This is a genomic window from Nostoc sp. CALU 1950 (assembly GCF_051172895.1).
Lineage (GTDB): Bacteria > Cyanobacteriota > Cyanobacteriia > Cyanobacteriales > Nostocaceae > Nostoc > Nostoc edaphicum_A.
In genome coordinates this window covers 32,931-59,155 of record NZ_JBDNJQ010000032.1, presented here as the reverse complement: position 1 = coordinate 59,155, position 26,225 = coordinate 32,931, and the positions used below count along the sequence as shown (strand labels likewise).

Genomic DNA, 26,225 nt, shown 5'->3' with positions numbered 1-26,225 from the left:
AAGATTCTTCGAGAGTTTGGTAAAAATTATGTAATTAATTTTGTTTAGCTACTTATTAAACAGCAACAGATGCTTCTTTACGTGGTCGTGTTACTGTTTTTTTAACAATGGGGTATCGGTTTTTACGGTGACGTTTTTTTCCTGCTTTCCAACCAGGGGACTTTCCGCGAGGTTTGGGTGGAACAGCTGGAGTACCAATGGCCGCAAAAACACCTCCCATAGCTTGAGCGACCCTCCCAGGGGTCAATTTATCGATTGATTTTTGCCAAGGTAGAGGATTGTCAGTAACAATATCACGAGCTAACCACAACTCCCAAGTCATAAAAGGCATTAAGTCACTCCACCGCTCGCATTGTTTAGGAGTGCCTAGCTTGGGAACAGTCCAATGTAGACGTTGTTTTAAAAAGCGATACCAATGGTCAATTGTAAAGCGACGCAAGTAAAGCCGCCAAACCTCTTCTAAAGGAGGCATTTCTTCTCCTACCCAAGCTAACCACAAAGGCTTTGATACTCGTTGATTACCTTGTTCATCAAGACGTTCAACTCTGAGCAGTGACATGGGGCATGTCGCTGCTTTACGGAAATGTAAATTTTTCCACAGGCTAACACGCACACGTCCTAATTTTGGGTGATTCATTTCCAACACAGATGTCGCGTCACTCCATGTTATTGGTTCATTGAGCTTAAATTTATTACCATGCTTCTTGGGACGGCCAATCCCTGAATAAGCTCCTGGTTCACCCCATAAACACAGATTTGAGCGCAACCTAACGAGAATATCTGCGGGAATATTGGCAGTTTTTAAGATAAAAGAAGCGCATCCATATTCACTATCCCAAACTGAAATTGGTCTAACAGGTAAATATTTACACACCTGTTTTAGTTGCCAAATTGCTTTTGAGATTGGACTTTCTCCACTTGTAATTCTTTCATGCCTTAAGGGTAGCGCCCAACTACCTGAATCCCCTGGTATCCAAGCAATAGTACTATATCCTTGTCCCACAGTTATTGGTTTATTTCCTGCTATGGATGTGCCACTATGTTCATAAGTTCTTTCTTGTAGTGTTACTGCATCTGGTCGTGACCAGTTGGTATGATCTCCTGCCAATAGAGGTCGCTCCACAGTTGGTATCTGTTTGATATATAGCTGCATTAATTTCTGGCGCTGTGGCCTGCTATCTTGTAGCGCTTCATAAATACTTGACCACTTGCGTCTAAATACTGGTGATAAGGATAAATCTGCTAAGGAATAAACATTGCGGGTCAGCAATATCGCATCTGTTAATTCAAAGGTGGCATCTTTGGCTCTACCTAAATATTTGTAAGCTACTTGACGAAACTCTTCAAGTCTGGCATTTTTCATGTTGGCAGGTGAGTAATGGTAGTTCTTTTCTCACTTTCTGCCAAAAGGGGGACTGTATTCAATCAGACACCCCTTTTTTCTTGCTCATTATCATTATTGTATTATTATCTGGAGCAGATATACTACAGAATTGTTCAGGGTCGCGGATGCTTTAAGGCTGACTTGAGAATATTTTTAACCTCTAATTTCTTTTTATTTGCGTTCTCTCTTATCGCTTTTAGTCTAAACTCCAGTAAAGTATTGCAGCCAATTTATTATAGCGATGCGGATTGATTGAAAAAGAATTCAGCTATTCTGAATAAATGCGTCAGTAATCTTTCAGTGGCGGGTCATAACCCTCCACTGAATTGTTGCACCAAACTTATCTTCGATGCGATCACTTTGGCATAATAGAGCCGATTTGAAATGCTAAAGGCATCGCTTGAGAATAAAAAAGAAAGGTTGAGGTATGTTTTTATAATCCATAATTCCTAATACAGTATTTTCATCTACTTTTCTGAAAGAATCGTTGATTGGCAAATAATCATAAATCATTGTAGCAGTCACTTTTCCTCTATACTCCATCATCCGCAGTCTGGCTTGACTTTTATCGGTTTTCAGTAAAGAATTAATTGAGATCAGCAATGGTTTGAGAGAATTATTTTTGGGGATCGGCAATTTTAAAACCCAGTTCATTAAAGTGGGGTTAGGCGCAACCTGGAAAATTTTTTCCTGACCATCTAAAAATAATAACGGATGAACATTTTCAGAATCTATAAATTCCTTTCCATACCAATTGGAAATTTCCAATAACCCATCCATTGGATGATTTGTATGCAGTCCAGACCCTTGCCAACGACCAAACATAAAGCCTAAATTTACAGGTTCAAGGGTGTCAAACAATTCTAAAGCTTTTTCTGTCGTAGTTTTACCCGTTTTCAGTATCAACTGATAATTTTCTAATGTTTCCATTGTTACTGTCCTTATGTCTATAATCTTGCCGACACGAGCTTTTAATGGTCATCCTTTGGTTGTGTGTTCACCCTACTCTAATGGGAAATGAGTATGATAATAGGCTCACTAATCTTATCTTATGTAAGTGCCATATAAATTTTAGTTCTATTCGCTTAATTTTTCAGGCGTTGCATTTTTTGAGAAGACTACACTTAACCAATTGAACACGAGCGCTATTCTCTTAGCCTGTCTGCTGAAGCTGCATAGTACTTTGTCAATGGTGAATGCTCCAAAAGACGTAGCTCAAGGCTTTGCCCAAATCTGGAATTCTATACTTATTGGCGGGGGCTAGCTTGTGTTGATTTTTTCGCGACTTTTAATCTCTGTATCTTCTCACGATTCAATTCGGATTGCTATATTAAAAAATTTAGGAGACGCGATAATTGTAATAAAGGCATTTTATTCATTTGAAGGGGAATTATGTCAGCAAGAGTAGAGCCGCAGAATACTATCACTAGAAAGAATCTTGTTTCTAGCTTGATAATTGGGTTAATTGTTGGACTATTGGCTGGTCTTCCCTTGGGTTGGATAGCTCATCGGTTCTATGCTGAACGACAGTTAGCTGATGTGTTAATTTGTCGGGAAAAGAATCGGAACTTGCCGGAAGTTCAACTTCAGTCTCTTTGCGGGTCAAGATTCTAAACTTCAGTAAAAGTGTTTAAATTGCTTCTAGTCCCAATCCAATGGCATTTGAACGACAATTATGAGTAACCCTCTTTCCCATCCCGAAGATCCAGGCTTCCATTCATCTATTCAGGAGGATCTAAAACAGCTTTCTGCTCAGTTGGGATCTCCTTTGTCCGAATTATCAGTCATGGAAATATACCAGAATGCGTGCGATCTACTGAGCCATGTTTCTCCATCACGTCTTACTCTTGCCCGTGTTGCAGGAACATTACTGGTTTACCGAGTCACGGACACAGAACCGGAAGAATTTGAGTGGTTCACCACCCAAATGAAACAATGTCTGGACGAAGAAGAAGTTGAGGAGTTAATTGAATCCATACATCGCACAGATGGTTTGTAATCTTTCTCGTAATTGTTGCAATACCAATTGGCTAATTAAGTTTTCAAACAATCCAAGTTGACTCAATCATTGACGACGTTTAGTGTGACGTTCATAATCCTCAAAACGAATCTTAGCGATCGTACTTCGAGAAAAAGTTCTGGCAACAATACCCTCGCCTCGACCACCAGCACCCTCATCTAGAGCTAATAAGGTTTTTGGCAACAAAGCTTTGAGAAACTCATAAGTTTCCTCAATACTTATGGGCAATGACTCAACAGTTGCAAGTCGCGGTGTTAGTTCAAACCCAAAATCAATAGATGCTTTATTGAGTTGGTCTTCATCTAGAAATGTCTGCCCACTGTTGTCTCGCCATGATGCTAATTGTTGTACAGACTTCGTAAACAGCATGGTAATATCAGTGATCACCGCAACATCAAATAGTCGCCAAGCAATACTTTGCTTTGCTGTATACTGCTTACTTGCAGCCGTGACTTTGCCACCGTACAGTTCAAGATAGACAACAATAATATTATGCTCTGACTGGGGCAGTAAATCTGCAACACTATGAAGGGCTTCTACAATTCCCAGTGCCGGATTACCAATGAGATCACCTTTAGCAAAAAGCAATTCTTCCCTACTGCCTAGAACATAGTTACCATCGGGCAAAATAATAATGCGAGAGTTAGTACCATCTACTTTCTCAGTTAAGATAACCTCTCCATCGAAACTAACGAACTTATCAAGCAATCCCCCTCTATCACCTAACGCATGATACGTTGGGATACTAGGATATTTGGTCATGGAGTTGAGCTTGTTTAAATCACAACTTCGCACCGAAAAATTATAACTCATAAAAAACCTTACAGACTTTGGAAACTCTCAGCTTGTATTTAATAGTATAAATACTACAATTGTAGTATGCAAAAGCAAGTTCGCCTTGCTGCTGATGTTTTTATGATGAAGGCACTGAGTTTATCAAGTTCACTAACGGCAAACAAATACTGGTAGAGACGGCTTGGCGTTGGGAGTTTGCGAGAGTCAAAGCTGTCTTGTGATCCAAATTAATCCTTAATTATTTTAAGTCAGGAGAGTAATATTCTTGAATCTGTCCTTGTAAATACAAGATTAATTGTTTTGCTTGGATGTAGAACAGGTCTTCATAAGTGCATTTAATTTTGATTTCAGGGTAGCTGATTTCCGTAGCCATTTTGACTTGGTAAGCACGGGTAATTGCTTGGGCTGCAACGAGCGGCAGTGTGTTTTCATCCCAGCATTTATTAAAATCCTTCGGTGTGACATAGCCACGATTCAAAACAGTCTTAACGCAGGCGATCGCTAAGATTTGGAATTCTGTAGTTAGATCGGTGATTAGTCCTTTGGTTTGGTGATGGGTTTGATGCCAGTAACCAAGATTAGGGTTTAGCCCTACTGAGAAAATAGCATTTTTGATTGATTCTTCCAAAAGCTTCTCGCTAAAGTCAAGCATCCGGCAAACAGGGGAATTATCATGCCGCGAAGTAAATCTCCAATCCGGGTTTATGCACTGGGGAAGTATACGATAAAATATCAGCATTGCCTGCCCAATTAACCCTTGCAATGAGGCAATGGAATCATGGTTTGTAATGCAATTACTAAGATGTAAAATATCTTTAGAAGCTTGACTAATTTCTACAGCACCATCACGCCCAGAGCGTTGTAGAAACCGCCGGAGGCGACGGAGGCGACCCCAAGTTGCACCTTGCATAACCTCAACTCTCATGGCATCGGTCATCGCTACTTGGGATTGTACAATATCTGCTCTGATTTTGTAATCTGGTTCAATCCTTCCAAGAAATTCACCAGATTGAGAAAATAAAATTACTGGAATGCGCCATTGCAAAATTTTTGTGAGCGCTGACGATTTAATTTCTGGTTCTGTTGCTAGAATCGCACGAATATCCGTCAATTTAAATATGCTTTCTTGTCTATCTACAGTTATTTTTAATATCGATGTATCTGGCTCTATGAGTTGGATTATTGCCCCTGTATCTAAATATAAGGTCGTCCCCGATTGCTTTATTATTTCTGCTAGTTTTGGACTCGGCTTTGGCACATTTATATAAGCTTGATATTTAGTTGTCGCCATTATTAGTTTCCCTAAACTCTCAAATATACTCGTGTGAAAACTGATAATATTCACTACCTTTAGCCCAAACTAGCTCTATTATCGGTTTGTCTCGATATCCTAATCCCTGATAGGAATTAAGTGAAATTTCAAGGGCATCAAAGCCCATGAAATGCTACAAGGGATAGAGTTTCAATCCCTGATAGGGATTAAGTGAAATTGTAAGTCGCTAGTAATAAATACGCCAGATATGCCAGCTTTGTCGCAGACTTGACCTCGCTAAAAAGTCATAGTAAAACACTTTTCAAACAACCTCTAAGCTCTTTTAGAGGATGTTTATAAATTTTTCAGATAGGCTCATTTGAGACTTTAATAACCAGTTTTCCCTTTTTTTTACCGTCGAAAAGTTTTAGGATCGCCTTGGGTGCATTTTCCAAGCCTTCAACAATCTCAAGAGCATATTTAATTTGCCCCTGGTTTAGCCACTTTCCAATCTCTGCTATTGCTTCATGAAATCGGGGAATATAATCCAAGATAATAAATCCCTGGACGAGAGCGCGTTTCATGAGAATTTGGCTGTAATTATATGGGCCAGGAACAGGCTTTGAAGCATTATAAGTTGAGATTAAACCGCATAAAGGCAGGCGGGCGCGCAGATTAATTTTGGTTAGGACGGCATCAAGGATTATTCCGCCAACATTGTCAAAATACACATCGATTCCATTGGGACAAGCTTGAGCTAATGCTTTTTCTAAATCTCCAGTTTTATAGTTAATTGCTGCATCAAAGCCAAGTTCTTCTGTAAGCCAACGGCACTTTTCATCACTGCCAGTTATACCAACTACCCGACAACCCTTAATCTTGGCAATTTGTCCAACAATGGAACCAACTGCCCCAGCTGCGGCTGAAACGACCACAGTTTCTCCAACTTTTGGCTGTCCTATATCTAATAACCCAAAATAAGCTGTAAAACCAGTAGCTCCCAGTGGCCCGGTAAATGCGTTGAGCGGACAAGGTAGAGGATTAGGTAATCGCGTCAGCGAAAAGCCACTGTTTCCAAGGGCGATCGCGTAATCTTGCCACCCTAGCAACCCTGATACCAAATCTCCCTTTTTAAAATTGGGATTTTTGGACTCTTCAACCACACCTATAACACCGCCACGCATAACTTCCCCAATTTCAACAGGAGGCATATATTGCTCCATATCGCTCATCCAGATCCGATTGGTAGGATCTAGTGACAGATATATAGTACGTACCAGCACCTCATCATCTTTTGGGCTGGGGATTGGCTCTTCTCGGTACTCAAAATCGCTTTCTTTAATGTCACCAACGGGACGAGCAGCTAATAGAAACTGTCGATTTATCGCTCTAGTCATAAGTTTTTGTTGGGTGTGACTGAGAGTTGGTCAGAGTCAATACAGACTTCCTTGGCTTTTTCTAGGTCTTTTAGCATCATTTTACTTTAGCATCTCGCTTCACCAGCACCCCATCAACAATCGTAATGCCCCACTGCCCAAACTTCGTCAGCAATTTTTTGATCATAATTTGCTTTCGCGGGATCATCATTCCAGCCCTCTTGCAAAAAGTCAAACCCTGAATTTTGCCCCAAATTCGCCGCAACTGGGCCACTTCCTCAATTCAATTGCAGGAAGTATGTCAACTCTCAAAAGAAGCGTTCCACTAAATAAGCCGCATATTCCATACCATAAGGTACGCTCACCCCAGCAGTCATTTCATTAGCAAAGTAGGTGTTTTGATTACCTTGCAACATTTCTAATCGTTGATAAATACCATCCTTGAGGTCTTCGGCTGAAAAATGAGAGAACCACTTCCAAATTAGGGGTTGCCCCATAAGTGTCACTTGAGTACCTCCGAGCTTTTTGACACAATCGGATACGTTGCTTTCCAACTCTTCAACAGTTGTCGTTTCATCCATAAATGGATAAAAGTTGTAGATTTTACTGCCTGGATCAACCTCGTAGATAGCTAATGGATAACTAGTTGCTAAAGGCTGATTTAAAGTATTTCTGATTACGTAGAAAATGTTTGCGGGTAAGCCCTCTACTTTACAGGTAATAACCGCTCTTTTTATTGTACGTACCCTAGAAAAAATTTCTGCTTCTTCAGGGGAAGCATCTGCTACGCCAAGAAAGTCATCTACAGGAGCAGTCCAAATTAAATGCTCGAATTCCCACTGATTTGAGGCAGTTTTGACCAGGATTGTTTGACCGCGAGAAATACGCTCAATAGTTTGTCCTAGACACAAGTTATGGGTTGCTGCTAAACGATTCCATAATTCTTGATTCCCTTCTTGCAATTGAGGCATATTCAGAACCAATTTTTTCAGGAAATTGCAACGGTTCCATAATGCTAACAGCCTAATCACATAAGCAGTAGAAGCTTCTTGTTCTAGATATCCAAACTGTCCCGCATTCGCAATCGGCATTAAAGCATCTCGAATAAAATCCAAACCCTGTTTGTTAAACCATTGAGGAGATGATTTATTCATCGCTCGGTAAGCAGGATTGATATAGCCTGGCTCCTCATCCCAAGTATACTTGTCTAATTCTTGAAAAAATTTTCTTAGCTGCCAGAGTCGGCCCAATAAAGAATATTTGGAATCTACTAAAAACGGGCTAGAAACTTTGCCAGTCCCTAAGTCAAATATTTGCACCCGTGGCATCACATGAAGCGATGGAGAAATTGCATACCTTTTTCTGTATTTCTTATATAGGGGGCTTGGTAATATCCAGGCAGTTCCACCCTCGTAAATACCACGGGTTTGAAGACTTGCATCTTTGTACCTAATTGAATATGTTTTCCCACCTACGCGATTTTTGGCATCAATGATGGTGATATTTTTATATCCAAGATCGCGCAATTCTTCGGCAGCCGTTAAACCAGCGCATCCAGCACCAATGATACCAATACGGGTTGAAGGTTCATAGGTTAAACGATTAATTCGCATCGTAATTGTTAATGAGAATTTCAGCCCTATCTAATTGTACTAACTTTATCTTCAGCGTTATATGCCAATACGGTTCAGCCTTTTCAAGGTTCAAGATAGGAATGGCACGCTTGATATCGGCAAATCAATTATTCATAAGGCGTTACAATTGCCTCATGTGAGCATTTCTAAGGATTTGGCACAGGGCAGCAGAACGGGTATCGTTTCTATGACACGCGCAAGGAACATGAAAGGCTTTGGGTTCAACACAACAATCTTTTATTTTAAGTAATCCATATCAGATTAACTTTGTCCCCTTTCATCCCCATACGTACTATAAATTCATGCCCATCATCAGCAAAACTCAGCTTCCACAAATATGTCTGAGTTTCTCCTTGTTTGAGATCACCGAAATAAGTGGTTGTATAACCTTCAGACATACGAGGAATTAGTGGAGAGCTAACTTGGTCAAAAATTTCTTTGGTAATATCCGTTCTGTAGTCTGAATCACCAACTGTGAGAAAAAGGTCGTAATTTCCCGTAGCCGTGGCATCCAAAATAGTTTGCAAACGATTAATCACGTTTTCAGGGGGATTTGTTGAATTCATAATCATGCTCTTATGTTTGGTGTGGCCAGGTGTACTAAGCTTTCACCCCAAAATTCAAATTTTTTGCATCAAGCCAAAATTATTACAAAACTTTGCATTATTCGTTTTTAACGCATCACACTTGTTACTCATTCTAATGAACCAACACCCCATCCACAATCGCAATTCCCCATTGCGGAAACTTCGCTAGCAACTTCTTGATCACAATTTGCAAAGCCGGGTCATCATTCCAACACTCTCGCAAAAAATCAAACCCCGGATTGTCGCCAGAATTCGCCGCTCGATTTAGTTTTTCCCTTCTTAAAGGTCGCATATTTGACCTCGCTACAATCGCCTCATGTGACCATTTCTCAGGACTGGTAACAGGCGCGGCTTAGAAATTATACTTTTATAATGGCAGTGAGTCCAAACGAATCAATCGCATTATAAATTTAAGTAGCGATGCCTTTAAAATATAAAATGACAGCGATAGTAATGTAACAATCGCTCTATGAATCAGGAATCGCCTCAATTCATCAACCATATTGTTTCAAGTTTGCGGTCAATTGAGGGAATTACAGCTATCTCATTGGGCGGTTCACGGGCACGGGGCAACCACACCAATAAGTCAGATGTAGATTTGGGAATTTATTATAATTCAGAAAACCCGCCCGATTTAATTGCTCTAAATCGCCTTGCCTCTGAGCTTGATGATAACCATCGGGTAAATTTGATTACTGTGATTGGTGGATGGGGAAAGTGGATTAATGGCGGCGGTTGGCTACAAGTTCAAGGTATAGGTGTAGATTTTCTCTATCGTGATTTGGCGAAGGTCAATCGTGTGATTGATGATTGCCATGCTGGACAAATTACTATTGATTATCAACCAGGACATCCTCATGGTTTTGTATCCTCGATTTATATGGGCGAAATTGCTATTTGTCAGGTACTTTACGACCCAGATGGTGTTTTAGAAGCTTTGAAGCTCAAAACAAAGCCTTATCCAGTTAGGCTCAAACACGCAACTATTTAATTCTCTGATTGGCAAACTCAAAAACCAATGCTCATAACCATAAATAAATTTTATGACTAACGAGATTACAGAAAAACTTAAACAAGCCTTCGATGGTTTGTTAATGATAAGTGAATCAGAGTATCCATTTGAAGCTTTTTTGTGGTCTAATCAAGCACAAGAACCAATGACCGCTCAAAAACTTCTCCAGTTAACAGGACATTCTCTAGAAACATCAATTGAAGAAGTAGAACTAGATTATATATTTCGTAACTGTGCTGAGGAAAAACAATGGCACGATGAAATACAAAAACAAAATGTGTCAAAGTTTCAATCACTTGTCAAAATACTAAAAGATCACCTCACTGATATCAAGGTTTATCGCATAGGTACGATAAACCTTGATATTTATATTGTTGGTAAAACTCCATCTGCGGATTTAGCCGGAATTTCGGCAAAAGTTGTAGAAACCTAACCCAGCAATCATTAGCCTGTCTGTATTTATATACAGCCTTTAAGTTTTTAGTGAGCTAACTATTCTTACAAGTTATCAACTCTGGACTCAATTACACTTTGAACAGAGGAAGAAACATTAGAGAGCAAATTGTAACCAGTATTTATCTCAATAGAATCAACACTAACTCTGTAGCTTGTCCAGTTATTATTTCTAATTCCCTGCGAATTAGGCATATTCACAGCAATTACCCTTGTGTTAGTATTGACGCTGCTAGCATCGGAATTTGGTGAATTTAATATTACAATAACTTTCCATGTTCTGGTCGGAACTGTAACGTTACCATTAGCAATTGTGTTTTTTGCTCCATTAGAACCTGTTCCACCAGTGCCGTAAGAACCAGAAATAATATAAAGTTCTTTCCCCTGGTTTACTAAGTCTCTAGAATAATTTTCTAGTACAGCCCAAGGCCCCTGATTATTATCAGGTGACTGAGGAATTATATTTGTCATTAAAAAAGTAGCAGAGTTATTGGCAATAGTATTTGTCCTATCTGCGGACGGAGCCATATGTCCTCTGTCAAAGCCACTGCCAGTGTAATCAGAAGAAGTGACTCGGTAGCAGCTTGAAGGTAATGTAGTATCTGCACGAAAATCATCTTGGCGAGGTGCGCTTCCTAGCCATGATGTGTTTAGCTGCCAACTTACCCAATTTGGTGTCCCTCTATAGCAGTTATGGGAAACTGCGTATTGAGATTTGCTCAACAAAAAATTACTGTAACTGCTGCCAGCATTACTAGGATTGCCCATTCTTAGATGAACACTTGAGGTTTGGGCAGTTAGTGGCTTTTGTAGATAATTAAGCAGAGTGAAAAATACTGCTGCTGGTACAGCAATAGGTAGAATAGCTCTGAAAAACTGAGACTTTTTCATTATTACTATTTATTTAAAAAAACTACAATTGTTTCTGCTAAAGTTACAGAGATTCAGTAAAACTTAGCGATCGCAATATAGCTTTGCTTGTATAAGCAGAAGTTAAAAAGCTGTAAAGATTGCATTAACATCTAGTAATTATTGAGGTGATTATCTTAAATTCAAGTGCCAAAGAATAGTATTCTTAAAGGAAACTTGAGCAATGGCAAGTTGAACAAGTGTAGAAACAGCAATAAGTGGGTTTTCCTTAGAAATAGAGTTGCCGTAGGCATCACTATTCATTCCACTTCATCAGCACCCCATCCACACAAGCAATCCCCCACTGGGGAAACTTCGCTAATAGTTTTTTGATCACGATCTGCAAAGCCGGGTCATTGTTCCAACATTCCGCAAGAAACTCAAATCCTGGATTCTCGCCCGAATTGCCTGCAACTTTGAGTTTCTGCATACGCTCCGGTCGCACATTTGACCTTGCAACAATCGCCTCATGTGACCACTGCTCTTTAGCTTGTTCTTCGACTGTGGCATTAGCTTCTGCTTGTAGTCCAATCCTCAATTCCTGGGAAAATCGCTCTAGTTACTGTTTATGGCGTTCTTCTAGTGCTGCAATCGCTTCAGAATATTCTTTTGGGTATGTCCGCTCACTCGATTCGGACACAATTGCGTCAGTCAAATCAGCATTGCTGATCAACAACCTTTCGCCATCAGCAAAGTTAACAATCTGCTGATAGTTATTCGGAGCCGAAGCCTCAATCACTCCCGAATCTCCATAGCGAGGGTGCGAAAGGGAAGAAACCGTGACTAATCAGCAAATAAATTCAAGCAATAAATTGTATTGAAACCCTCAAATCAAGGCTGATAGCGGAAAGCTTAATTAAAATTAAGCAAACTCTATTGTAAATCTACTGAGACTACTATATTCAGCCTGGAATTCAGTTCTGTACATTTGTAGCTTTATATAGACACTACTTACACTAACCATTATGCAGATTAGTATCCCAGTCTAAACAAAGAAACGCTTTAATACATCTTGTGTTTTATGAAAACTGAAAATGAGCCAGGCAAAGGAATTATATTCAGTTTATTGTCGAATTGAAGCTTAACTACATAATGCAGTTAGGTAAAACGGATAGTTACAAGATGGTAGACTAATTACTGCTCAAATCCATGAAAAATGTGTCTTTTTTCGATTCATGCAAAAAAGCCTCCAATGACATATAAATTGTGTCAACAAACAAGCCGATAATTTTTCTAAAATCTGCATAGATAAACTTTTCAGGAGTTAAAAAGTAAATGAGCTTAAAACAAGAGCAACCTCAAGAGCAGCTGCAAGAGCATATCACTTTTACGTATACTAATCTTCGCATTGGAATAGCGGGGCTTGCAATTGTCTTGCCTTTTCTTTTATGGATTGTAGGGTATCTTCGCTCTAACCTACCGCTTCAAGAGTCAATGAGTGCTTATTATCATAGCGGAGGCGGTACTACGAGGGACGTATTTGTTGGTATCTTGTGTGCCGTTGGGGTCTTTCTGTATCTCTATAAAGGTTACACGAATTATGAAAACTATGCATTAAACCTTGCTGGAGTCTCTGTTGTCGGGGTTGCGCTATTTCCTATGGAGTGGGGTTGCGGCAACTCATGTAGCAAATTCTCGCTACATGGGACTTTCGCAATTCTGTTTTTCCTGTCCATTGCGTATGTTTGTATTTTTAGAGCATCAGATACGCTTAAGCTGATAAAAAATGATAATATTCGATCTTTTTACAGTAGGATATATCCTCTAATGGGCATAGGAATGATCGTTTTTCCTATAATCACTGTGCTACTGACATTAGTTTTACAACCTACTTCAGAGGCAAGATCAACAGTTTTCTTTGTTGAAGCAGTTGCAATTTTTATATTTGCATCGTACTGGATTTTCAAAAGCCGCGAGATTGATTTAACACATTCTGAGGAGCTAGCTAGCGAAGGTAAGCTGAAGATTACAAGTCCACGTTTGTTCAGAAAGGCATCTGTACAAACAACTATTGATTAAGCAGTTTGGCTAATTTCTCATCATGATCCTTATAGAGTAATATAAGAGGGTGTTTGAAAAGTTTTAATAAGTCAAATTTTATGCCAGCAGTATAAGCCTTCGTATTGGTTAATTTGGTAGCTGGTTTAGTTGCTTATACTTACTTACCCAACAAACCCTCTATTGACATTTACCCTAAAGACTTGCCTGCGCTACCTCCTGCCATTTTTTAGTTTTCTCGAACTTACGTTAACGTAATAATCATGAAGATTGTAGAGTCTACGGAAGAGCAACTAGTGATTAGGCGTGAAGAGCCTACCAGTGCTTTCGAACTGGTATGTTTAGCGCTAGGAGTGAATGTTCTTGTTACTATCTGTTTTGTAGCAATCTCGGAAAATCTGCCTCCGCTCAACGATAAATCCTTTGCTATATCTTTTGCTATTGGTTGGCTGCTGGTTCATCTTTTGTTTCCAGGAAATAAAAAAAATCTTGGTTACTTATTCACAGTCACTTTCGCTTCTATTCCTTCCCTAGGAGTTGCTTTCTTATTATCTCTTACAGCCGTCGGCTTGCTTCAGTTTCCGCAGATTGCTTCTCTTACTTTCGACAAAAGCAGAAAACTTTTGACTATAAAATATTCTAAGATTCTACTTTGGTATCCCTCAGTTCAATACCCACTCAACCAAATTGTAGAGGCTACACTAGCCAGCAAACAAATTTTCGTTGGCGCATCGGCAGGCGTTGCTTCCGTTCAAGTTGTTCAATTAGCTCGAAGAAGACAAGATGGAAAGATAGTTCGGAAAGATATACTTACTGGTGTTCAACAGGATACAGTGTATCAAATTAACAAATTTCTCAGTCGTCCATTGAAATAACGTCAAAGAGCTAACAATCCCGTTGCACGCTGACCGTATTGACTTTTCAAACAACCTCTTAGAGTCTTCTTTGCTCCAATTCTCCAAGTACTGTTATGGTGCTACTCGCCAACAATTCAGATGACAGAAGGTCACAAAGATAATATTTGCTTCCTCATTATGGTAACTCTGCAATACTTGCAGCAGACTTCTTGGGCAACCTTGTTGGCGACTGCTGCTTTCATCTGATTCACTGAGGCAGGGGTTATCTTCAAGTGCGATCGCTTACTCTAAAACTTGCTTAAGAGATGTGATCGCTGAACACACAAACTTCAACAGAAATCTTGTGTTACAGTCCGTAAAAGCTCATACTTAAGCTGTATGTAACATAACCCTCGCTTTCACTAGCCCTGCTATGCCTCAAGACTTCTCCCGCCAAAACCTTAGAGGTCGTTCATTTAAAGGTCAAAACCTTACAGGGGCAAACTTTAGCGACACTGATATCCGGGGAGCAGATTTTACCTGACTTTTCCCGTTAAGTCTCAAAAAGCTTGCTCAGAAAGGATTTTGGATAAAGCACAGTATATACGGTACAGTGATTGAAATCGTGTGCTAGAGGTAACAAGCAATGCTGGACTGGTGGGAGAAAAATTTTGCAACCTGTGAATTAGGCGATCGCCGATTGAATGAGCGTGCAATGTCAATCGGCTATGCTTTAAGCCAGGGATTTGGCAAAGCACTCTCAGAAATCTTTAACAGCGGAACCGTACTTAAGAGAGCATACGAGTTTTTGCCAACCCCAAAGTGGAATTTACCAAGCTAATAGAGCCGCACTGCCAAATGACGGCGGAAATTGTTGCGGAGCATGATGTAGTGCTGTGTGTCGGGGACACTACTTTTCTTGATTATGGCAGTATTGCAGCTAAAAAAGAAGGTTACGGCCCGATTGGTAAGGGAGGTAACGGTTTAATATTACACAGCGCTTTAGCTATGGAACCTGAAAAAGGTCAGTCCCTTGGTCTGTTGTGGCAAAAACTTTGGAATCGAGAGCTAAAACAGAAACCATCAAAAGATGAAACCCCAATACAAAAGAAAAAACGGCAAGCAGCAGCCCGTAAAGAAGCCCGCAAGCGTTCCTTTGAACAAAAAGAATCTTATCGGTGGGTAGAAGCACTCACCACTGTAGAAAACCTTGTAAGTAAGCACACACGAGTAATTCATGCTTTCGACCGAGAGGGTGATATCACAGAAGTTTTCGATAAAGTTCGTCAACTTCAACACACCGGAGTTCTTGTTCGTGCAGCTCATAACCGTAGTTTAGATTCCGAGACTGAGCGTCTTTGGTCAAAGCTGGAAGCGCAACCTGTCAGGCTAGAACAAGAAATCGAATTACCCAAGACGAGCAAGCGTTCTGCTCGCAAGGCGAAGTTATCTGTACGATTTTGCCCCGTGAATCTCCGTACTCCCTATCGTTTTGACAACCGTGACCCTCTACCGATATATGCTGTTTATGCAACAGAAGTTGATTGTCCAGAAGGTGAAACCCCTGTAGAATGGATGTTGCTAACCACAGAAGTTGTTGCAGATATCCAGATGGCTTCTACCATTTTACGTTGGTATTCTTACCGTTGGCGAGTAGAAGAGTATCATAAAATTTTCAAGTCTGGATGTCAGGTGGAAAGATATAGACTTGCTGCCGATGGGATGAAGACCCTAATTGGTTTTTTGAGTGTGATTGCTGTTGAGCTTTTACAGTTGACTTATCTCCATCGCACCCTGCCTTCAGCCCTGGCAATTGAAATCCTCAATCCCCAACAAATTCAGATTTTAAAAGCTAAATCTCCCAAATTACCCAAAGTGCTAACAGTTAATTGGGCTGTTGAAGCTGTTGCTCGTCTTGGTGGCTACCTAGAACATCGAAGTAAAACACCGATTGGCATCCAAGTCTTGTGGCGAGGCTGGTTAAAATTGCACGACCTCTGTGAGGGTTGGAAGCTTGCTAGAGAGACTTAACGGGAAAAGTCAGCAGATTTTACAGGTGCTAATTTGAGGGGTGCTGACTTTAGCTACGCAAAAACAGGATTGCAGAAGCGTTGGTTTATTGGCTGTCTGACTCTGTTGATTTGTTTACTGCTATCAGCAATATTAGGCTCTATTTATATCGCTGTAGTAAGAACTATTATTTTTACCTTTTGTATTGCGCTTGTTGCGTCTAAATACCATTCTAACCTTAGAAGCCTTGCTCTAACAGTAACTGCTGTTTTTGCAGTAGCTGGTTTTATAACTTGGATTCTTGCTTTGATGATATATGCTTTAATAAATCAATCTACTTTTATAGTTCTAGCGGGATTCGTACCAGTAGGCTTTGCTTTGTGTGGGATATTTTTCATTGCTTTAATTGGTTCTCAGGCAGGAATGGTGTCTACAGCAGTCAATAAAGTAAAGGCCGGTATTTTACCTATGTCTACAGCAATAGTCGATGAATTTGTGAAGATAGCTATTGTTAATACAGGTGGGACTAGTTTTCAGAACGCAGATTTAACAAAAGCAGATTTTAGCAAGGCAAGTTTGAAATATAGCAATTTTAGAAGAGCCAATATAACTCATACCTGTTGGTTTCAAGCCAAGAACCTAGAATATACTATAACAGTAAGAAATTATCTTGCTCAACCACAAATACAGCATTTAGTAACTACAAAATCTGGAAAAAATAAAAATTTTGATGGATTAAATCTACGGGGAGTTAATCTCAAAGAAGCAAACCTAAAAGATGCCAGCTTCATTGGTGCAGACTTGAGCCACGCTAACCTACAAGATGCAGACTTAACCAAAGCCAAGTTAGTGCAAACTCAACTAGACGGCACTGATTTTACAGGCGCAACTCTCACCGGGACATACATTGAAGATTGGAACATTACCACTGACACCAAATTTGATGGAGTACGCTGTGAATACGTTTATATGCGTCTGCCCACGCCAGATAACCCAGACCCCCACCGTAAACCCGACAACAGGCAAGAAGTATTTGCTTTGGGTGAGTTTGGAGATTTTATCAAACCCATCTTCGATACCCTTGACTTGTACCATAACCAAGGAGTTGATCCCAGAGCGATCGCTATCTCCTTCAAGCAGTTGGCAGAAAATAACCCCGAAGCGGATTTGCGGATTGTTGGGATGGAAGTACGTGGTGAGGACAAATTTCTGCTCCGTGCCAAAACAGCGATCGCAGCCGATAAATCGCAACTGAGTGCGGAGTATTTCGCTACTTATAATCAGCTAAAAGCTCTGGCAGAACAGGAAGTTAAAGCAGTTATCGCTGAGAAGGATAGCAGAATTGTTAATTTACAGAATATGGTAGTCACAGCACTACAGCGTCCCAGCTTTTATTCAAACGTTGAGCAGGTAGGTTTTATGACAAACAATCCCGGTGGCTTTTCAGTTGGTGGTTCAGTTGATGGCGATATTAATAATGTTCAAGGAGAAAATAATCAACAAAGGGTAAATAATAAAAGTTCTAGTTTTAACTTACAAGGCGCTCAATTCGCTGGTGGTCTAGTCAACGCAGACACAGTAACCGCACAACAAATCGGCGGCAACATCACCAACTACAACCCCGAACAAAAGCAGAATCTAGCCCAAGCCGCAGCAGACATTCAGCAGCTTCTCAATCAGTTAGGGCAGAGTTACCCTACTAGCACTCCACTAGAAAAACAGATAGCAGTGACAGAAGCGCTCAAGCAAATCGATAGTAATCCCACTTTGAAAGCGCGGGTAATTGGGGCGTTGAAATCTGGTGGAACTGAGGCATTGAAGGAATTAGTGGATCATCCTCTTGTTAACATACTTTTGGCAACTTTAGAAGGGTGGCAGGATGCTGAATAGTTCAGTCGCTACAGATGAAGCTGAGGGGTAACTGGTGATGGCGAATGAAGATCATTTAGCAATACTTAGGCAAGGGGTGGATGTTTGGAATCAGTGGAGAGAGAAAGTTTTTGACGTAAATATAAACCTAAATAGCGCTAATCTTAGTGCAATGAATTTATTTATGTTTAATCTTAACAATATCTGCCTTAATGAAGCTGATCTTAGCGGCACTGACCTTAGTGAATCTAATCTTAGTAAAGCTAGTCTTAGAAAAGCTAATCTTGAAAATGCAAACTTGAGTTATGCTGAACTTGATGAAACTGATTTAAGACAGGCTATTTTCCATAAAGCTAATCTTAGTAAAGCTAGTCTTAGAAAAGCCGATCTCCGCAGAGCTAATCTTATTGAGGCTAACCTCAGTAAAGCTAACCTCAGTAAAGCTAATCTCAGTGAGGCTTACCTCTTGATGGCTAACCTAAATGGATCGGTTTTAGCAGGAGCAAATCTTAATAGAGCTATGCTTAACTGTGCGAATCTTATTGAAGCAGATTTTAATTGTGCCACCCTTCATGAAGCTAACCTATTTAGAACTCAAGCACTAGGAACAATTTTTACTACAGCAGAACTTACAGGCAGTTGTTTAGAAGACTGGAACATTAACAGTTTTACAAAACTAGATTATATTAATTGTCATTATATTTACTTGAAAAGTGGTCAACAAGAACGTCGTCCCAGCAATGGTAACTTTGCTCCCGGAGAATTTACCAAGCTGTTTCAAAAAGTTCAAGAAACAGTTGACCTGATTTTTAACAATGGTATTGATTGGCAAGCATTCCTGACTTCGTTTCAAAAACTACAGGTTAAATGTGGCGGTGAAGAACTAAGCATCCAAGCTATCGAAAATAAGAATGACGGTGCTTTTGTAATTCGGGTGAATGTTCCTACCGATGCTAATAAAGCTGAAGTTGAGAAGTACTTAAAACGAGAATATGAATTAGCACTTGTAGCGTTAGAAGAAAAATACCAACTTCAGTTACAGGGTAAAGATGAGCAGATAGAGATTTACCGCAAGCAAAGTACCGATTTGACTGAGATTGTAAAGCTCTTGGCAGGTAGAGCTACTTATGACCTCAGAAATTCTCAGATTGGTGGAAGCCTAATTAATGCCGAGACAGTTAACACAGATGAAATAGGTGGTAATATCCATAACAACAACGCTTAAATCTGCCCAAACAGACCCATGCCCGATTCACAAGACCCAAAGCAAGTCTCCAGTAGTGACTTACGCAATTCCCAGTTTGGCGGTGGATTGGTTAATGCTGACACAGTGAATGCTGGGCGAATTGGCGGCGACATCTATAATATTCACCTTGGGCAGCAGACAGCGACATCAGGTAATTCAGTCCAATCACAGAATCAAAGAGAGCGATCGCAACAAGAAAGAGACTCACTCGAAAAAGCCTACACCCTTCAAAGCCAGAAAGTTACAAATCTACGAACAGCATTGCTTATTGAAACCGATGTATCCCGCAAGTTTCAATACGAACACCAGGTTCAGTCAGAGGAACGCACACTTAAGGAGCTTGCTGACAAGTTGGATGCAGTTGAACGACAGTTGCAAGCTGATGATAACTCTAGACTAGATGCAGGTGTAGACATATATATTGAACGAGAACTTGTTGAGAATAAAACAATAAACTCTTTTCCAGCTATTGAATTAGAATATCCAGACGGATATGTGCCATTAAATTCACCTTTTTATATAGAACAAGATGGTATTGAATTTGTTTATGAAGCACTTTTGAAGCCTAGTTCTTTAATTCGGATTAAAGCACCCAAACTAATGGGTAAAACTTCCTTGTTGACTAGACTTTTATCCTATGCAGAGAAAAAACAATTCCAGTCAGTTTATTTAGATTTAGGTAGCACAGATAAAGCAATTCTAACAAATCTTGATAAATTCTTACGTTGGTTTTGTGGAAGGGTTAGTGACGAACTGGAAATTGAAAACAAAGTGTCATTAGCATGGAATACGGATATTTTAGGTAGTAATGATAATTGTACAGCTTATTTTAGAAAGCATATTTTAGTTAAAATTAATTGTCCTTTAGTTCTATGTTTGGATGAAGTAGATCGATTATTTCCTCATAGGGAAGTGGTAGAAGATTTTTTTGGAATGTTGCGTTCTTGGCATGAAAAAGGAAAAAATTTTGATGTTTGGAAACAACTGCATTTAGTACTGGCACATTCCACAGAACCTTACATCCCTTTGGATATCCATCAATCTCCCTTTAATGCAGGGATACCTATAGAACTGGAGGAATTTAATCAACAGCAAAGCAAAGAATTAGTTAAAAAACATAGAATACAAGATGGGAATGCTGTTTTAGAACAATTGAGGAAAATGGTAGGAGGACACCCGTACCTGTTACGCTTGGCAATGTACGAGATAGCAACAGGAAAAGTAACTCTCAAAAATTTACTACAATCGGCGACAACAGAAGCAGGGATTTATAATAATCACTTACGCTCTCTGTTAGGTGTTTTGCAAACAGTACCAGAACTGCGAATATGTTTAAACCGAGTAGTTAACTCAAATGTAGGAGTAGAATTAGATCCAATCCAAATTTATAAATTGCACAGTTTGGGGCTAGTACAAAAACAGAATAATCATGTCATGCCCCGTTGCCAACTTTACCGTGAGTATTTCCGCCGCGTCTTATAAGGAGTTTTGAAAAGTGCTAGCCAGTAGTTCTAACTTCTATCAGGTTGGTGCAAGTCTCCCAATTGATGCTCCTAGTTATGTACAGCGACAAGCAGACGAGGAGTTTTACCAAAAATTGCGGTCAGGAAAATTTTGTTACGTTTTGAACTCCCGACAGATGGGTAAGTCCAGCTTGCGGGTACAGACGATGCAAAAGTTACAACAAGAAGGGACTATCTGTGCAGCAATTGACTTAACAGGGATTGGCAAACACAATGTAACACAATCACAATGGTATGGAGGAATTGTTTACGCCTTAGTAGAAAGTTGCCAATTAGAAGATAAATTTGATTTTAATTGGCAGATATGGTGGCGAGAAAAACAGGAAATACTAGATCCCGTCATGTGTTTGAGATTGTTTATCGAACAAGTATTACTGGAAAAAATTCAGCAACCAATAGTCATTTTTGTGGATGAAATTGACAGAGTACTGAGCCAGGATTTTTCTTCGGATGATTTTTTTGCTTTAATTCGTTTTTTTCAAAATCAACGAGTTGATAATCCTAAATTTGAACGACTGACGTTTGCATTGTTGGGTGTGGCGACTCCCAGCGATTTGATTACTGATAAAACCCAAACTCCTTTTAATATTGGAGAAGGAATTGAACTACATGGTTTTCGGATGTCAGAAGTCCAACCGCTTATTAAAGGCTTAGAAGGCAAGGTATCAAATCCTCAAAAAGTAATCGAATCAATTTTAGATTGCACAGGCGGACAACCATTTCTAACTCAGAAATTATGTAAGTTTATGGTAGAGGAGTCCGAGAAAGATAATCCTCGTTCCGTTGCGGAAGTAGTAATAGCAAGGATTATTGAAAATTGGGAATTTCAGGATAATCCAGAGCATTTACGAACGATCCGAGACCGGATTCTTTCAAATGAACAACGAGCTAGTTATTTGTTGGAATTATATCAGCAAATTCGACAATTAGGAGAAATAGATAGTAATAACAGTATTGAAGTTAGTGAATTACAGCTATCAGGGTTAGTTGTTAAAAATCAGAAAAAATTAAAAGTTTATAATCCTATCTATAGAGAAGTTTTTAACGAGAGCTGGGTTGAGAGGCAATTAGAAACTGTACGGGATGCTGAAAACCTTAGAAGAGAACTATCTGAACTGGTAATAAAACTTCGTAATCAAAGTCACAAATTCCCAGGTGATGAAGTGTTAATATTTGCTAGTTTGGCGAAAGAATTTCAAGATCATAAAGTTGAAAAAGCGATATTACTAAGTCATCTATCTTTAGCTTACCTGGAACTCGAAGAATTTCAAAAAGCAGAAGAAAAAGTTAAGATTGCTTTAGAGTATTTGGACAACAATGAAGCATTTCAAGGTGCTATGAATGATTTAGACAATAACCGAATAATAAATTCTGTTTTTCAAAAATTACAAACTCTAGTTTATGCGTATTATGCTCAAGGGAGTTTATTTAAAAAGCAGGGTGATCTTGAAAATGCAATAAAAGCTTACATGAGAGCCTTTAAAATTCTTAGATATACCTTGGAAAAAGAGATAGATATCTTAAATAAGGAAATTCTTCCCTTAGAGATTATAGAGTCTATTCATAAAAATTTAATTGAACTGTTTAATAATAAACAAAATACTGATTTTGCGACTAACGATGTTATATGTTCTTTAATTAAGTATCTTTTTATTCACTATACTCCAATTCAAAAATTACTTGAAGCCAAAGATTGGAAAAAGGCGGATGAAGAAACCTATCGTTTGATGACTCAAAAAATGGGTAAAAAAGGCATCCAAATTCTTGTGAGAAGCGATTTTGAGAATTTTCCGCTTGAGGATTTATATGTTGTAAACGCTTTGTGGGAAAAATACAGTGATGCTAAATTTGGATTTAGAAGGCAAAAAGAAATCTGGCTTAAGAGTGGCTCAATTGGACAAGCAAGACTTGCACCTGTGATCAAGTTTTGGCAAGCAGTGGGGTGGATTAGTGAAGGTGAATTAGAAGAAATTGAGTTAAATGAAATCAATTATCAATTACAACAAGAAAAAACACTTGACGGATATTTACCTACTACTGGACTCCGTTTCCAAGAGGTTTCTCTCCTCTCTCGCTTTGCTAGTTGTGATGTATCTTTTTTTGATTCACTGATGTCAAAGTGAATACTCCACTAAGGATTGAGTTTGACCGTAACGTAATATTTCACTTGTGCAGACTCCGGTTTCCGTCTCTCCTTACAAGCCCCAAAAAACACAGCTTCCGGTGACTTAACGCCTTTCCAAGTGTCCGCAGTGCTTCTTTGAGATAGGCGATCTCAAACGCAATTTTGATCTAGAGTGGTAAAACTTGCTAGAGTAGATTTTTCATGATTGAAATAGGCGTAAATAGGTAAACCAAAATTTTCAATAATAACGAATTTACTACGTTTAAGTTTTTGCTCTAGCTAGTTTTGCCACGCTAGATTTTGATTAGTGCATTACAACAGCAATGGAAGCCAAAAGCATGGCGTGATGAGTCCCTGGAACTGCCACTGTTACAATCGGCAGGACAAAGATGGTGGAATGCCGCAGTTTCTCAGTGGGGGTATGATGTGCGTAATCGGCTGGTTGCTGATGTGTTTTACGACAATGGGCAAGAATTCATCCAATTCACCAACGGCAAGGAAATGTTGGTAGAGACTGCTTGACGTTGGGAGTGGGAACGAGTGCTGGAGTATGCGAGTAGTTGAAGGGCGATCACGTTACTCATTTCAGTCAAGCAATTCCCCACTATGGGAACTTACTCAACAGTTTTTTAATTACAATCTGCAAGGGCGGATTATTATTCCAGTACTCTGAAAAATACTATTAACCTTGGTTTTCTCTTAAAACTATTTCACAATTTTAGGTTATTTTCAGAGAAAATATTATGTATAAATACGGTACTTTCCGTATTAAATTTAATTTATGCTAAATAAGCAATAGTTTTTGTATTCAAAATTTACAAATATAATTCTTTAGCACTAACTATAAAAGAATATGGGTTAACCAAGTTTGGGAAGAAATTAAATAGCTTCCAATTGTACTCATAATAGCTACATTTATCCAACAGCATTTTACTTTTTAATCTTATGGGATGGAATTATGATGGTAGGGGCAACCCATCATCAGCTACGAAAACAAGACAAAATGCAGCCCGGCGAGCGGCCCGTGAATGTGCAAAAGCTCGGCGTAATCTTGAAAGATACCAGCGACAAAGAGAAGCAGAACAACGGCATAAACAACGCCAGTCTGCTCTCACTATGAGAGAGCTAGCAAAAGAGTCAAAATTACGAGCAAAAATGCAAGAATTAGAACTTGCTAAATATGAAGTGCAAGTTTATGAAAACCGTATAGATTGTCTTCTGTCAGTTCATAAAGAATGCGGTGAAGAGTGGGATTGGAGTCTGATTCGCAATTCTCAACCACCAATTAAACCTGAAAAATTAAATACACATGAAATTGCTGCTCAACTTAAATTATCTCAATTTAAGCCTACGCTTTGTGACAAATTATTTAGACGTGTTAAAACTAAGCAAGCTACCTTAGTAAAAGGTGTAGATGAAGGTAGAAAAACAGATATATTAAATTATAATACTGCAATTTCAGAATATAAGGAAGATTATGAGAATTGGCAAAATCTAGTTGAGTTATCAAAACAGATCATTACCGGAGATATTGAAGCTTATATAGATGTGATTGATATGGAAAAACCATTTGATGACATCTGTGAGTTAGGTTCTATGATTGAATTTGACCTCATTAATAATTTAACCTTGGGCGTTACGGTTTATGTAAATAGTGAAACAGCTATTCCTTCTGAAATCAAAACTTTAACAAAAACAGGTAAACTCTCAACAAAAAAAATGCCAAAAGCAATATCTTATGAAATATATCAGGATTATATTTGTGGTTGTGTATTACGAATAGCTAGAGAAATGTTTGCTTTATTGCCAGTTGAAACAATTATAATCACAAGTATTGGTGAACTATTTAATTCTCAAACAGGTCATACGCAAAAACAACCTGTTCTATCTGTAGCTATTCCTAAAAATATCCTTGAAAAACTTAACTTTGACACTCTTGATCCATCAGATTCAATGTCTAACTTCTTGCATAAAATGAAATTTCAAAAGACAAAAGGTTTTATGCCGATTGAGACAATCAGTATAGCAGACTTGAAAAGTCGATAATTAACACTTATTATAGACATCGCTACCTCTCCCAATCAACCAATATCCCATCAATACAAGCCATCCCCCACTGAGGATATTTCGTCAACAACTTCTTGATCACAATTTGCAAAGCCGGATCATCATTCCAACACTCTTGCAAGTACTCGAAGCCCGGATTCTGCCCCGAATTCGCCGCAACTTTCAGTTTCTGCATACGCTCTGGTCGCACATTTGACCTTGCGACAATCGCCTCATGTGACCATTTTTCAGCACTGGGAATAGCTGCGGCAGAACTTTCACCTTCATGAACTGCTTTGACTTCATCACAAGAAACTGAGTTTTCAGTCATCAACTCAGCAGAGGGGCGACTCGGTTTTATTTTCTGATCTGCGATCGCTGAAGTTAAAGATTTTTCAATTTGGGCAGGTGAGGCGGCGGAACAAGTGATTGGACTGGAAAGAGTTTGTTTTTACTTGGCAATAGGGTTTATTTATGTAATAGTAATGCGATGTCATGCAATTAATCAAAAGGTTGCCTGTAATGGTCAAACCTCAAATTGTAGTTAGATTGTCCCCAGAACTGCTGGAGAAACTAAATAAGTATGCCGAACAAACAGGTGCATCCAAAACAGATGTAGTAGTTGGTGCGTTGTCCCAGTATTTAGGATGCGGTGAAGCATTGCCGCTAAACCAAAAGGTAGCAGAGCTAGAAGCTAGAGTGGCAACAGTAGAAGCGTTGGTAAAAGTTAGTTAAATAGAGAGTATTTAAAAAGCTATATGTCAGCAGAAACCCCAACACCAAAAACAATCTGGATTATTACAGAAGAAACGGAAGCAGCAACGACTCATGAAACAGTGACGAGAGGCTCGAGAGGTGGTCGTGATATAGGCGGAAGGCTAGGCGCAGAAATTACGGAAACGACAGAATTAGTAATTACCAGACGAAAATCGGTAGAAGTAGGGAAGCTGAAGCAGGAAATGCAAGGGTTTCTGCAAGCGATGAGAGAAATGCTTGACGAAGCAGATGAACCGGATTCTAAAATACAGCTTCAGGAAATTGAACTATCAGTAGAAATTAATGGAGAAGGACAAATCAGCTTGTTTGGAATTGGTGGGGGGAAAGCTGGCGGAAAAGGAGCAATGACCTTCAAGTTTAAACGTAAATAACT

Annotated in this window: 28 protein-coding genes and 3 pseudogenes; 19 read left to right on the top strand and 12 right to left on the bottom strand. The window is 39.3% G+C overall.

Annotated features, from left to right (window positions below):
• Positions 1-55 precede the first annotated feature (55 nt).
• Positions 56-1,363: an NF041680 family putative transposase gene (locus ABF638_RS11865; protein WP_435022913.1), complete on the bottom strand. Its 1,308-nt coding sequence runs from the start codon at positions 1,361-1,363 to the stop codon at positions 56-58.
• A gap of 408 nt (positions 1,364-1,771) precedes the next feature.
• On the bottom strand, positions 1,772-2,314 hold the full coding sequence (locus ABF638_RS11860; protein WP_435022912.1) for a DUF4334 domain-containing protein: 543 nt from the start codon (positions 2,312-2,314) through the stop codon (positions 1,772-1,774).
• A gap of 462 nt (positions 2,315-2,776) precedes the next feature.
• Between ABF638_RS11860 and ABF638_RS11855 the strand changes: the two genes are divergently transcribed.
• Together ABF638_RS11855 and ABF638_RS11850 are read left to right on the top strand one after the other, a co-directional pair.
• On the top strand, positions 2,777-2,998 hold the full coding sequence (locus ABF638_RS11855) for a hypothetical protein (protein WP_435022911.1): 222 nt from the start codon (positions 2,777-2,779) through the stop codon (positions 2,996-2,998).
• 61 nt (positions 2,999-3,059) lie between these two features.
• On the top strand, positions 3,060-3,383 hold the full coding sequence (locus ABF638_RS11850; protein ID WP_435022910.1) for a hypothetical protein: 324 nt from the start codon (positions 3,060-3,062) through the stop codon (positions 3,381-3,383).
• Positions 3,384-3,449: 66 nt separating this feature from the next.
• Here ABF638_RS11850 and ABF638_RS11845 read toward each other — a convergent pair whose 3' ends face one another.
• From ABF638_RS11845 to ABF638_RS11820, 6 genes are all read right to left on the bottom strand, one after another.
• Positions 3,450-4,217, bottom strand: coding sequence for an RNA ligase family protein (locus tag ABF638_RS11845; RefSeq protein WP_435022909.1), 768 nt, complete (start codon positions 4,215-4,217; stop codon positions 3,450-3,452).
• 220 nt (positions 4,218-4,437) lie between these two features.
• Positions 4,438-5,490 (bottom strand): CRISPR-associated endonuclease Cas1, encoded by a 1,053-nt coding sequence (cas1, locus tag ABF638_RS11840; RefSeq protein WP_435022908.1) that lies wholly within the window; start codon positions 5,488-5,490, stop codon positions 4,438-4,440.
• 326 nt (positions 5,491-5,816) lie between these two features.
• The gene (locus ABF638_RS11835; protein WP_435022907.1) at positions 5,817-6,848 is read right to left on the bottom strand and encodes an NADP-dependent oxidoreductase; all 1,032 of its coding nucleotides are present in this window, start codon (positions 6,846-6,848) and stop codon (positions 5,817-5,819) included.
• Positions 6,849-7,135: 287 nt separating this feature from the next.
• The gene (locus ABF638_RS11830; protein ID WP_435022906.1) at positions 7,136-8,440 is read right to left on the bottom strand and encodes an FAD-dependent oxidoreductase; all 1,305 of its coding nucleotides are present in this window, start codon (positions 8,438-8,440) and stop codon (positions 7,136-7,138) included.
• Between the two features lie 263 nt (positions 8,441-8,703).
• Complete coding sequence (locus tag ABF638_RS11825) at positions 8,704-9,027, bottom strand: hypothetical protein (RefSeq protein WP_114085929.1); 324 nt, start codon at positions 9,025-9,027, stop codon at positions 8,704-8,706.
• Between the two features lie 133 nt (positions 9,028-9,160).
• Positions 9,161-9,340, bottom strand: coding sequence for a hypothetical protein (locus tag ABF638_RS11820; RefSeq protein WP_114085921.1), 180 nt, complete (start codon positions 9,338-9,340; stop codon positions 9,161-9,163).
• 177 nt (positions 9,341-9,517) lie between these two features.
• Here ABF638_RS11820 and ABF638_RS11815 point away from each other — a divergent pair, with 177 nt between their 5' ends.
• The gene (locus ABF638_RS11815; RefSeq protein WP_435022905.1) at positions 9,518-10,039 is read left to right on the top strand and encodes a nucleotidyltransferase domain-containing protein; all 522 of its coding nucleotides are present in this window, start codon (positions 9,518-9,520) and stop codon (positions 10,037-10,039) included.
• A 52-nt stretch (positions 10,040-10,091) separates the two neighbouring features.
• Entirely contained in the window at positions 10,092-10,493 is a 402-nt protein-coding gene (locus ABF638_RS11810) for a nuclease A inhibitor family protein (RefSeq protein ID WP_435022904.1), read from the top strand.
• Between the two features lie 65 nt (positions 10,494-10,558).
• On the opposite strand, the gene ABF638_RS11805 is transcribed toward ABF638_RS11810, so the two are convergent.
• The 3 genes from ABF638_RS11805 to ABF638_RS11795 form a co-directional block, all read right to left on the bottom strand.
• The gene (locus ABF638_RS11805) at positions 10,559-11,404 is read right to left on the bottom strand and encodes a DNA/RNA non-specific endonuclease (RefSeq protein WP_435022903.1); all 846 of its coding nucleotides are present in this window, start codon (positions 11,402-11,404) and stop codon (positions 10,559-10,561) included.
• A gap of 274 nt (positions 11,405-11,678) precedes the next feature.
• Entirely contained in the window at positions 11,679-11,960 is a 282-nt protein-coding gene (locus ABF638_RS11800) for a hypothetical protein (protein WP_435022902.1), read from the bottom strand.
• A gap of 21 nt (positions 11,961-11,981) precedes the next feature.
• Entirely contained in the window at positions 11,982-12,161 is a 180-nt protein-coding gene (locus ABF638_RS11795) for a hypothetical protein (protein ID WP_435022901.1), read from the bottom strand.
• A gap of 536 nt (positions 12,162-12,697) precedes the next feature.
• On the opposite strand from ABF638_RS11795, the gene ABF638_RS11790 reads away from it, so the two are divergent.
• From ABF638_RS11790 to ABF638_RS11730, 13 genes and pseudogenes are all read left to right on the top strand, one after another.
• A complete protein-coding gene (locus tag ABF638_RS11790) occupies positions 12,698-13,441 on the top strand; it encodes a hypothetical protein (RefSeq protein WP_435022900.1) in 744 nt (247 codons plus the stop codon).
• A gap of 104 nt (positions 13,442-13,545) precedes the next feature.
• Positions 13,546-13,653: pseudogene (locus ABF638_RS11785) on the top strand (IS982 family transposase); the annotation flags it as partial.
• Between the two features lie 30 nt (positions 13,654-13,683).
• Positions 13,684-14,295, top strand: coding sequence for a hypothetical protein (locus ABF638_RS11780; RefSeq protein ID WP_435022899.1), 612 nt, complete (start codon positions 13,684-13,686; stop codon positions 14,293-14,295).
• A gap of 394 nt (positions 14,296-14,689) precedes the next feature.
• Positions 14,690-14,797: pseudogene (locus tag ABF638_RS11775) on the top strand (pentapeptide repeat-containing protein); the annotation flags it as partial.
• Positions 14,798-14,902: 105 nt separating this feature from the next.
• Positions 14,903-15,097, top strand: a complete 195-nt coding sequence (locus tag ABF638_RS11770; protein WP_435022898.1) for an IS4/Tn5 family transposase DNA-binding protein — start codon at positions 14,903-14,905, stop codon at positions 15,095-15,097.
• 17 nt (positions 15,098-15,114) lie between these two features.
• Entirely contained in the window at positions 15,115-16,287 is a 1,173-nt protein-coding gene (locus tag ABF638_RS11765; protein WP_435022897.1) for an IS4 family transposase, read from the top strand.
• Positions 16,288-16,299: 12 nt separating this feature from the next.
• Positions 16,300-16,347 (top strand): annotated as a pseudogene (locus tag ABF638_RS11760) (pentapeptide repeat-containing protein); the annotation flags it as partial.
• A 228-nt stretch (positions 16,348-16,575) separates the two neighbouring features.
• Complete coding sequence (locus ABF638_RS11755) at positions 16,576-18,156, top strand: pentapeptide repeat-containing protein (protein WP_435022915.1); 1,581 nt, start codon at positions 16,576-16,578, stop codon at positions 18,154-18,156.
• 37 nt (positions 18,157-18,193) lie between these two features.
• Positions 18,194-19,360, top strand: coding sequence for a pentapeptide repeat-containing protein (locus ABF638_RS11750; protein WP_292875733.1), 1,167 nt, complete (start codon positions 18,194-18,196; stop codon positions 19,358-19,360).
• Positions 19,361-19,378: 18 nt separating this feature from the next.
• The gene (locus tag ABF638_RS11745) at positions 19,379-20,863 is read left to right on the top strand and encodes an AAA-like domain-containing protein (protein ID WP_435022896.1); all 1,485 of its coding nucleotides are present in this window, start codon (positions 19,379-19,381) and stop codon (positions 20,861-20,863) included.
• Between the two features lie 13 nt (positions 20,864-20,876).
• The gene (locus tag ABF638_RS11740; RefSeq protein WP_435022895.1) at positions 20,877-23,027 is read left to right on the top strand and encodes an AAA-like domain-containing protein; all 2,151 of its coding nucleotides are present in this window, start codon (positions 20,877-20,879) and stop codon (positions 23,025-23,027) included.
• Between the two features lie 302 nt (positions 23,028-23,329).
• On the top strand, positions 23,330-23,551 hold the full coding sequence (locus ABF638_RS11735) for a hypothetical protein (RefSeq protein ID WP_435022894.1): 222 nt from the start codon (positions 23,330-23,332) through the stop codon (positions 23,549-23,551).
• Positions 23,552-23,974: 423 nt separating this feature from the next.
• Positions 23,975-25,075 (top strand): hypothetical protein, encoded by a 1,101-nt coding sequence (locus tag ABF638_RS11730; RefSeq protein WP_435022893.1) that lies wholly within the window; start codon positions 23,975-23,977, stop codon positions 25,073-25,075.
• Between the two features lie 22 nt (positions 25,076-25,097).
• Here the strand turns inward: ABF638_RS11730 and ABF638_RS11725 are convergent, their stop codons facing one another.
• Positions 25,098-25,406 (bottom strand): hypothetical protein, encoded by a 309-nt coding sequence (locus ABF638_RS11725; RefSeq protein ID WP_435022892.1) that lies wholly within the window; start codon positions 25,404-25,406, stop codon positions 25,098-25,100.
• Between the two features lie 164 nt (positions 25,407-25,570).
• Between ABF638_RS11725 and ABF638_RS11720 the strand changes: the two genes are divergently transcribed.
• Together ABF638_RS11720 and ABF638_RS11715 are read left to right on the top strand one after the other, a co-directional pair.
• Positions 25,571-25,810, top strand: a complete 240-nt coding sequence (locus ABF638_RS11720) for a DNA-binding domain-containing protein (RefSeq protein ID WP_435022891.1) — start codon at positions 25,571-25,573, stop codon at positions 25,808-25,810.
• Between the two features lie 23 nt (positions 25,811-25,833).
• Complete coding sequence (locus tag ABF638_RS11715; protein WP_334766122.1) at positions 25,834-26,223, top strand: Pepco domain-containing protein; 390 nt, start codon at positions 25,834-25,836, stop codon at positions 26,221-26,223.
• Positions 26,224-26,225: the final 2 nt, after the last annotated feature.

What these genes read in the sequence shown, in the direction of transcription:
- ABF638_RS11865 (WP_435022913.1), bottom strand. Translation starts at nt 1,363, where the DNA reads ATGAAAAATGCCAGACTTGAAGAGTTTCGTCAAGTAGCTTACAAATAT.
- ABF638_RS11860 (WP_435022912.1), bottom strand. Translation starts at nt 2,314, where the DNA reads ATGGAAACATTAGAAAATTATCAGTTGATACTGAAAACGGGTAAAACT.
- ABF638_RS11855 (WP_435022911.1), top strand. Translation starts at nt 2,777, where the DNA reads ATGTCAGCAAGAGTAGAGCCGCAGAATACTATCACTAGAAAGAATCTT.
- ABF638_RS11850 (WP_435022910.1), top strand. Translation starts at nt 3,060, where the DNA reads ATGAGTAACCCTCTTTCCCATCCCGAAGATCCAGGCTTCCATTCATCT.
- ABF638_RS11845 (WP_435022909.1), bottom strand. Translation starts at nt 4,217, where the DNA reads ATGAGTTATAATTTTTCGGTGCGAAGTTGTGATTTAAACAAGCTCAAC.
- cas1 (WP_435022908.1), bottom strand. Translation starts at nt 5,490, where the DNA reads ATGGCGACAACTAAATATCAAGCTTATATAAATGTGCCAAAGCCGAGT.
- ABF638_RS11835 (WP_435022907.1), bottom strand. Translation starts at nt 6,848, where the DNA reads ATGACTAGAGCGATAAATCGACAGTTTCTATTAGCTGCTCGTCCCGTT.
- ABF638_RS11830 (WP_435022906.1), bottom strand. Translation starts at nt 8,440, where the DNA reads ATGCGAATTAATCGTTTAACCTATGAACCTTCAACCCGTATTGGTATC.
- ABF638_RS11825 (WP_114085929.1), bottom strand. Translation starts at nt 9,027, where the DNA reads ATGAATTCAACAAATCCCCCTGAAAACGTGATTAATCGTTTGCAAACT.
- ABF638_RS11820 (WP_114085921.1), bottom strand. Translation starts at nt 9,340, where the DNA reads ATGCGACCTTTAAGAAGGGAAAAACTAAATCGAGCGGCGAATTCTGGC.
- ABF638_RS11815 (WP_435022905.1), top strand. Translation starts at nt 9,518, where the DNA reads ATGAATCAGGAATCGCCTCAATTCATCAACCATATTGTTTCAAGTTTG.
- ABF638_RS11810 (WP_435022904.1), top strand. Translation starts at nt 10,092, where the DNA reads ATGACTAACGAGATTACAGAAAAACTTAAACAAGCCTTCGATGGTTTG.
- ABF638_RS11805 (WP_435022903.1), bottom strand. Translation starts at nt 11,404, where the DNA reads ATGAAAAAGTCTCAGTTTTTCAGAGCTATTCTACCTATTGCTGTACCA.
- ABF638_RS11790 (WP_435022900.1), top strand. Translation starts at nt 12,698, where the DNA reads ATGAGCTTAAAACAAGAGCAACCTCAAGAGCAGCTGCAAGAGCATATC.
- ABF638_RS11780 (WP_435022899.1), top strand. Translation starts at nt 13,684, where the DNA reads ATGAAGATTGTAGAGTCTACGGAAGAGCAACTAGTGATTAGGCGTGAA.
- ABF638_RS11770 (WP_435022898.1), top strand. Translation starts at nt 14,903, where the DNA reads ATGCTGGACTGGTGGGAGAAAAATTTTGCAACCTGTGAATTAGGCGAT.
- ABF638_RS11765 (WP_435022897.1), top strand. Translation starts at nt 15,115, where the DNA reads ATGACGGCGGAAATTGTTGCGGAGCATGATGTAGTGCTGTGTGTCGGG.
- ABF638_RS11755 (WP_435022915.1), top strand. Translation starts at nt 16,576, where the DNA reads ATGATATATGCTTTAATAAATCAATCTACTTTTATAGTTCTAGCGGGA.
- ABF638_RS11750 (WP_292875733.1), top strand. Translation starts at nt 18,194, where the DNA reads ATGGCGAATGAAGATCATTTAGCAATACTTAGGCAAGGGGTGGATGTT.
- ABF638_RS11745 (WP_435022896.1), top strand. Translation starts at nt 19,379, where the DNA reads ATGCCCGATTCACAAGACCCAAAGCAAGTCTCCAGTAGTGACTTACGC.
- ABF638_RS11730 (WP_435022893.1), top strand. Translation starts at nt 23,975, where the DNA reads ATGGGATGGAATTATGATGGTAGGGGCAACCCATCATCAGCTACGAAA.
- ABF638_RS11725 (WP_435022892.1), bottom strand. Translation starts at nt 25,406, where the DNA reads ATGACTGAAAACTCAGTTTCTTGTGATGAAGTCAAAGCAGTTCATGAA.
- ABF638_RS11720 (WP_435022891.1), top strand. Translation starts at nt 25,571, where the DNA reads ATGCAATTAATCAAAAGGTTGCCTGTAATGGTCAAACCTCAAATTGTA.
- ABF638_RS11715 (WP_334766122.1), top strand. Translation starts at nt 25,834, where the DNA reads ATGTCAGCAGAAACCCCAACACCAAAAACAATCTGGATTATTACAGAA.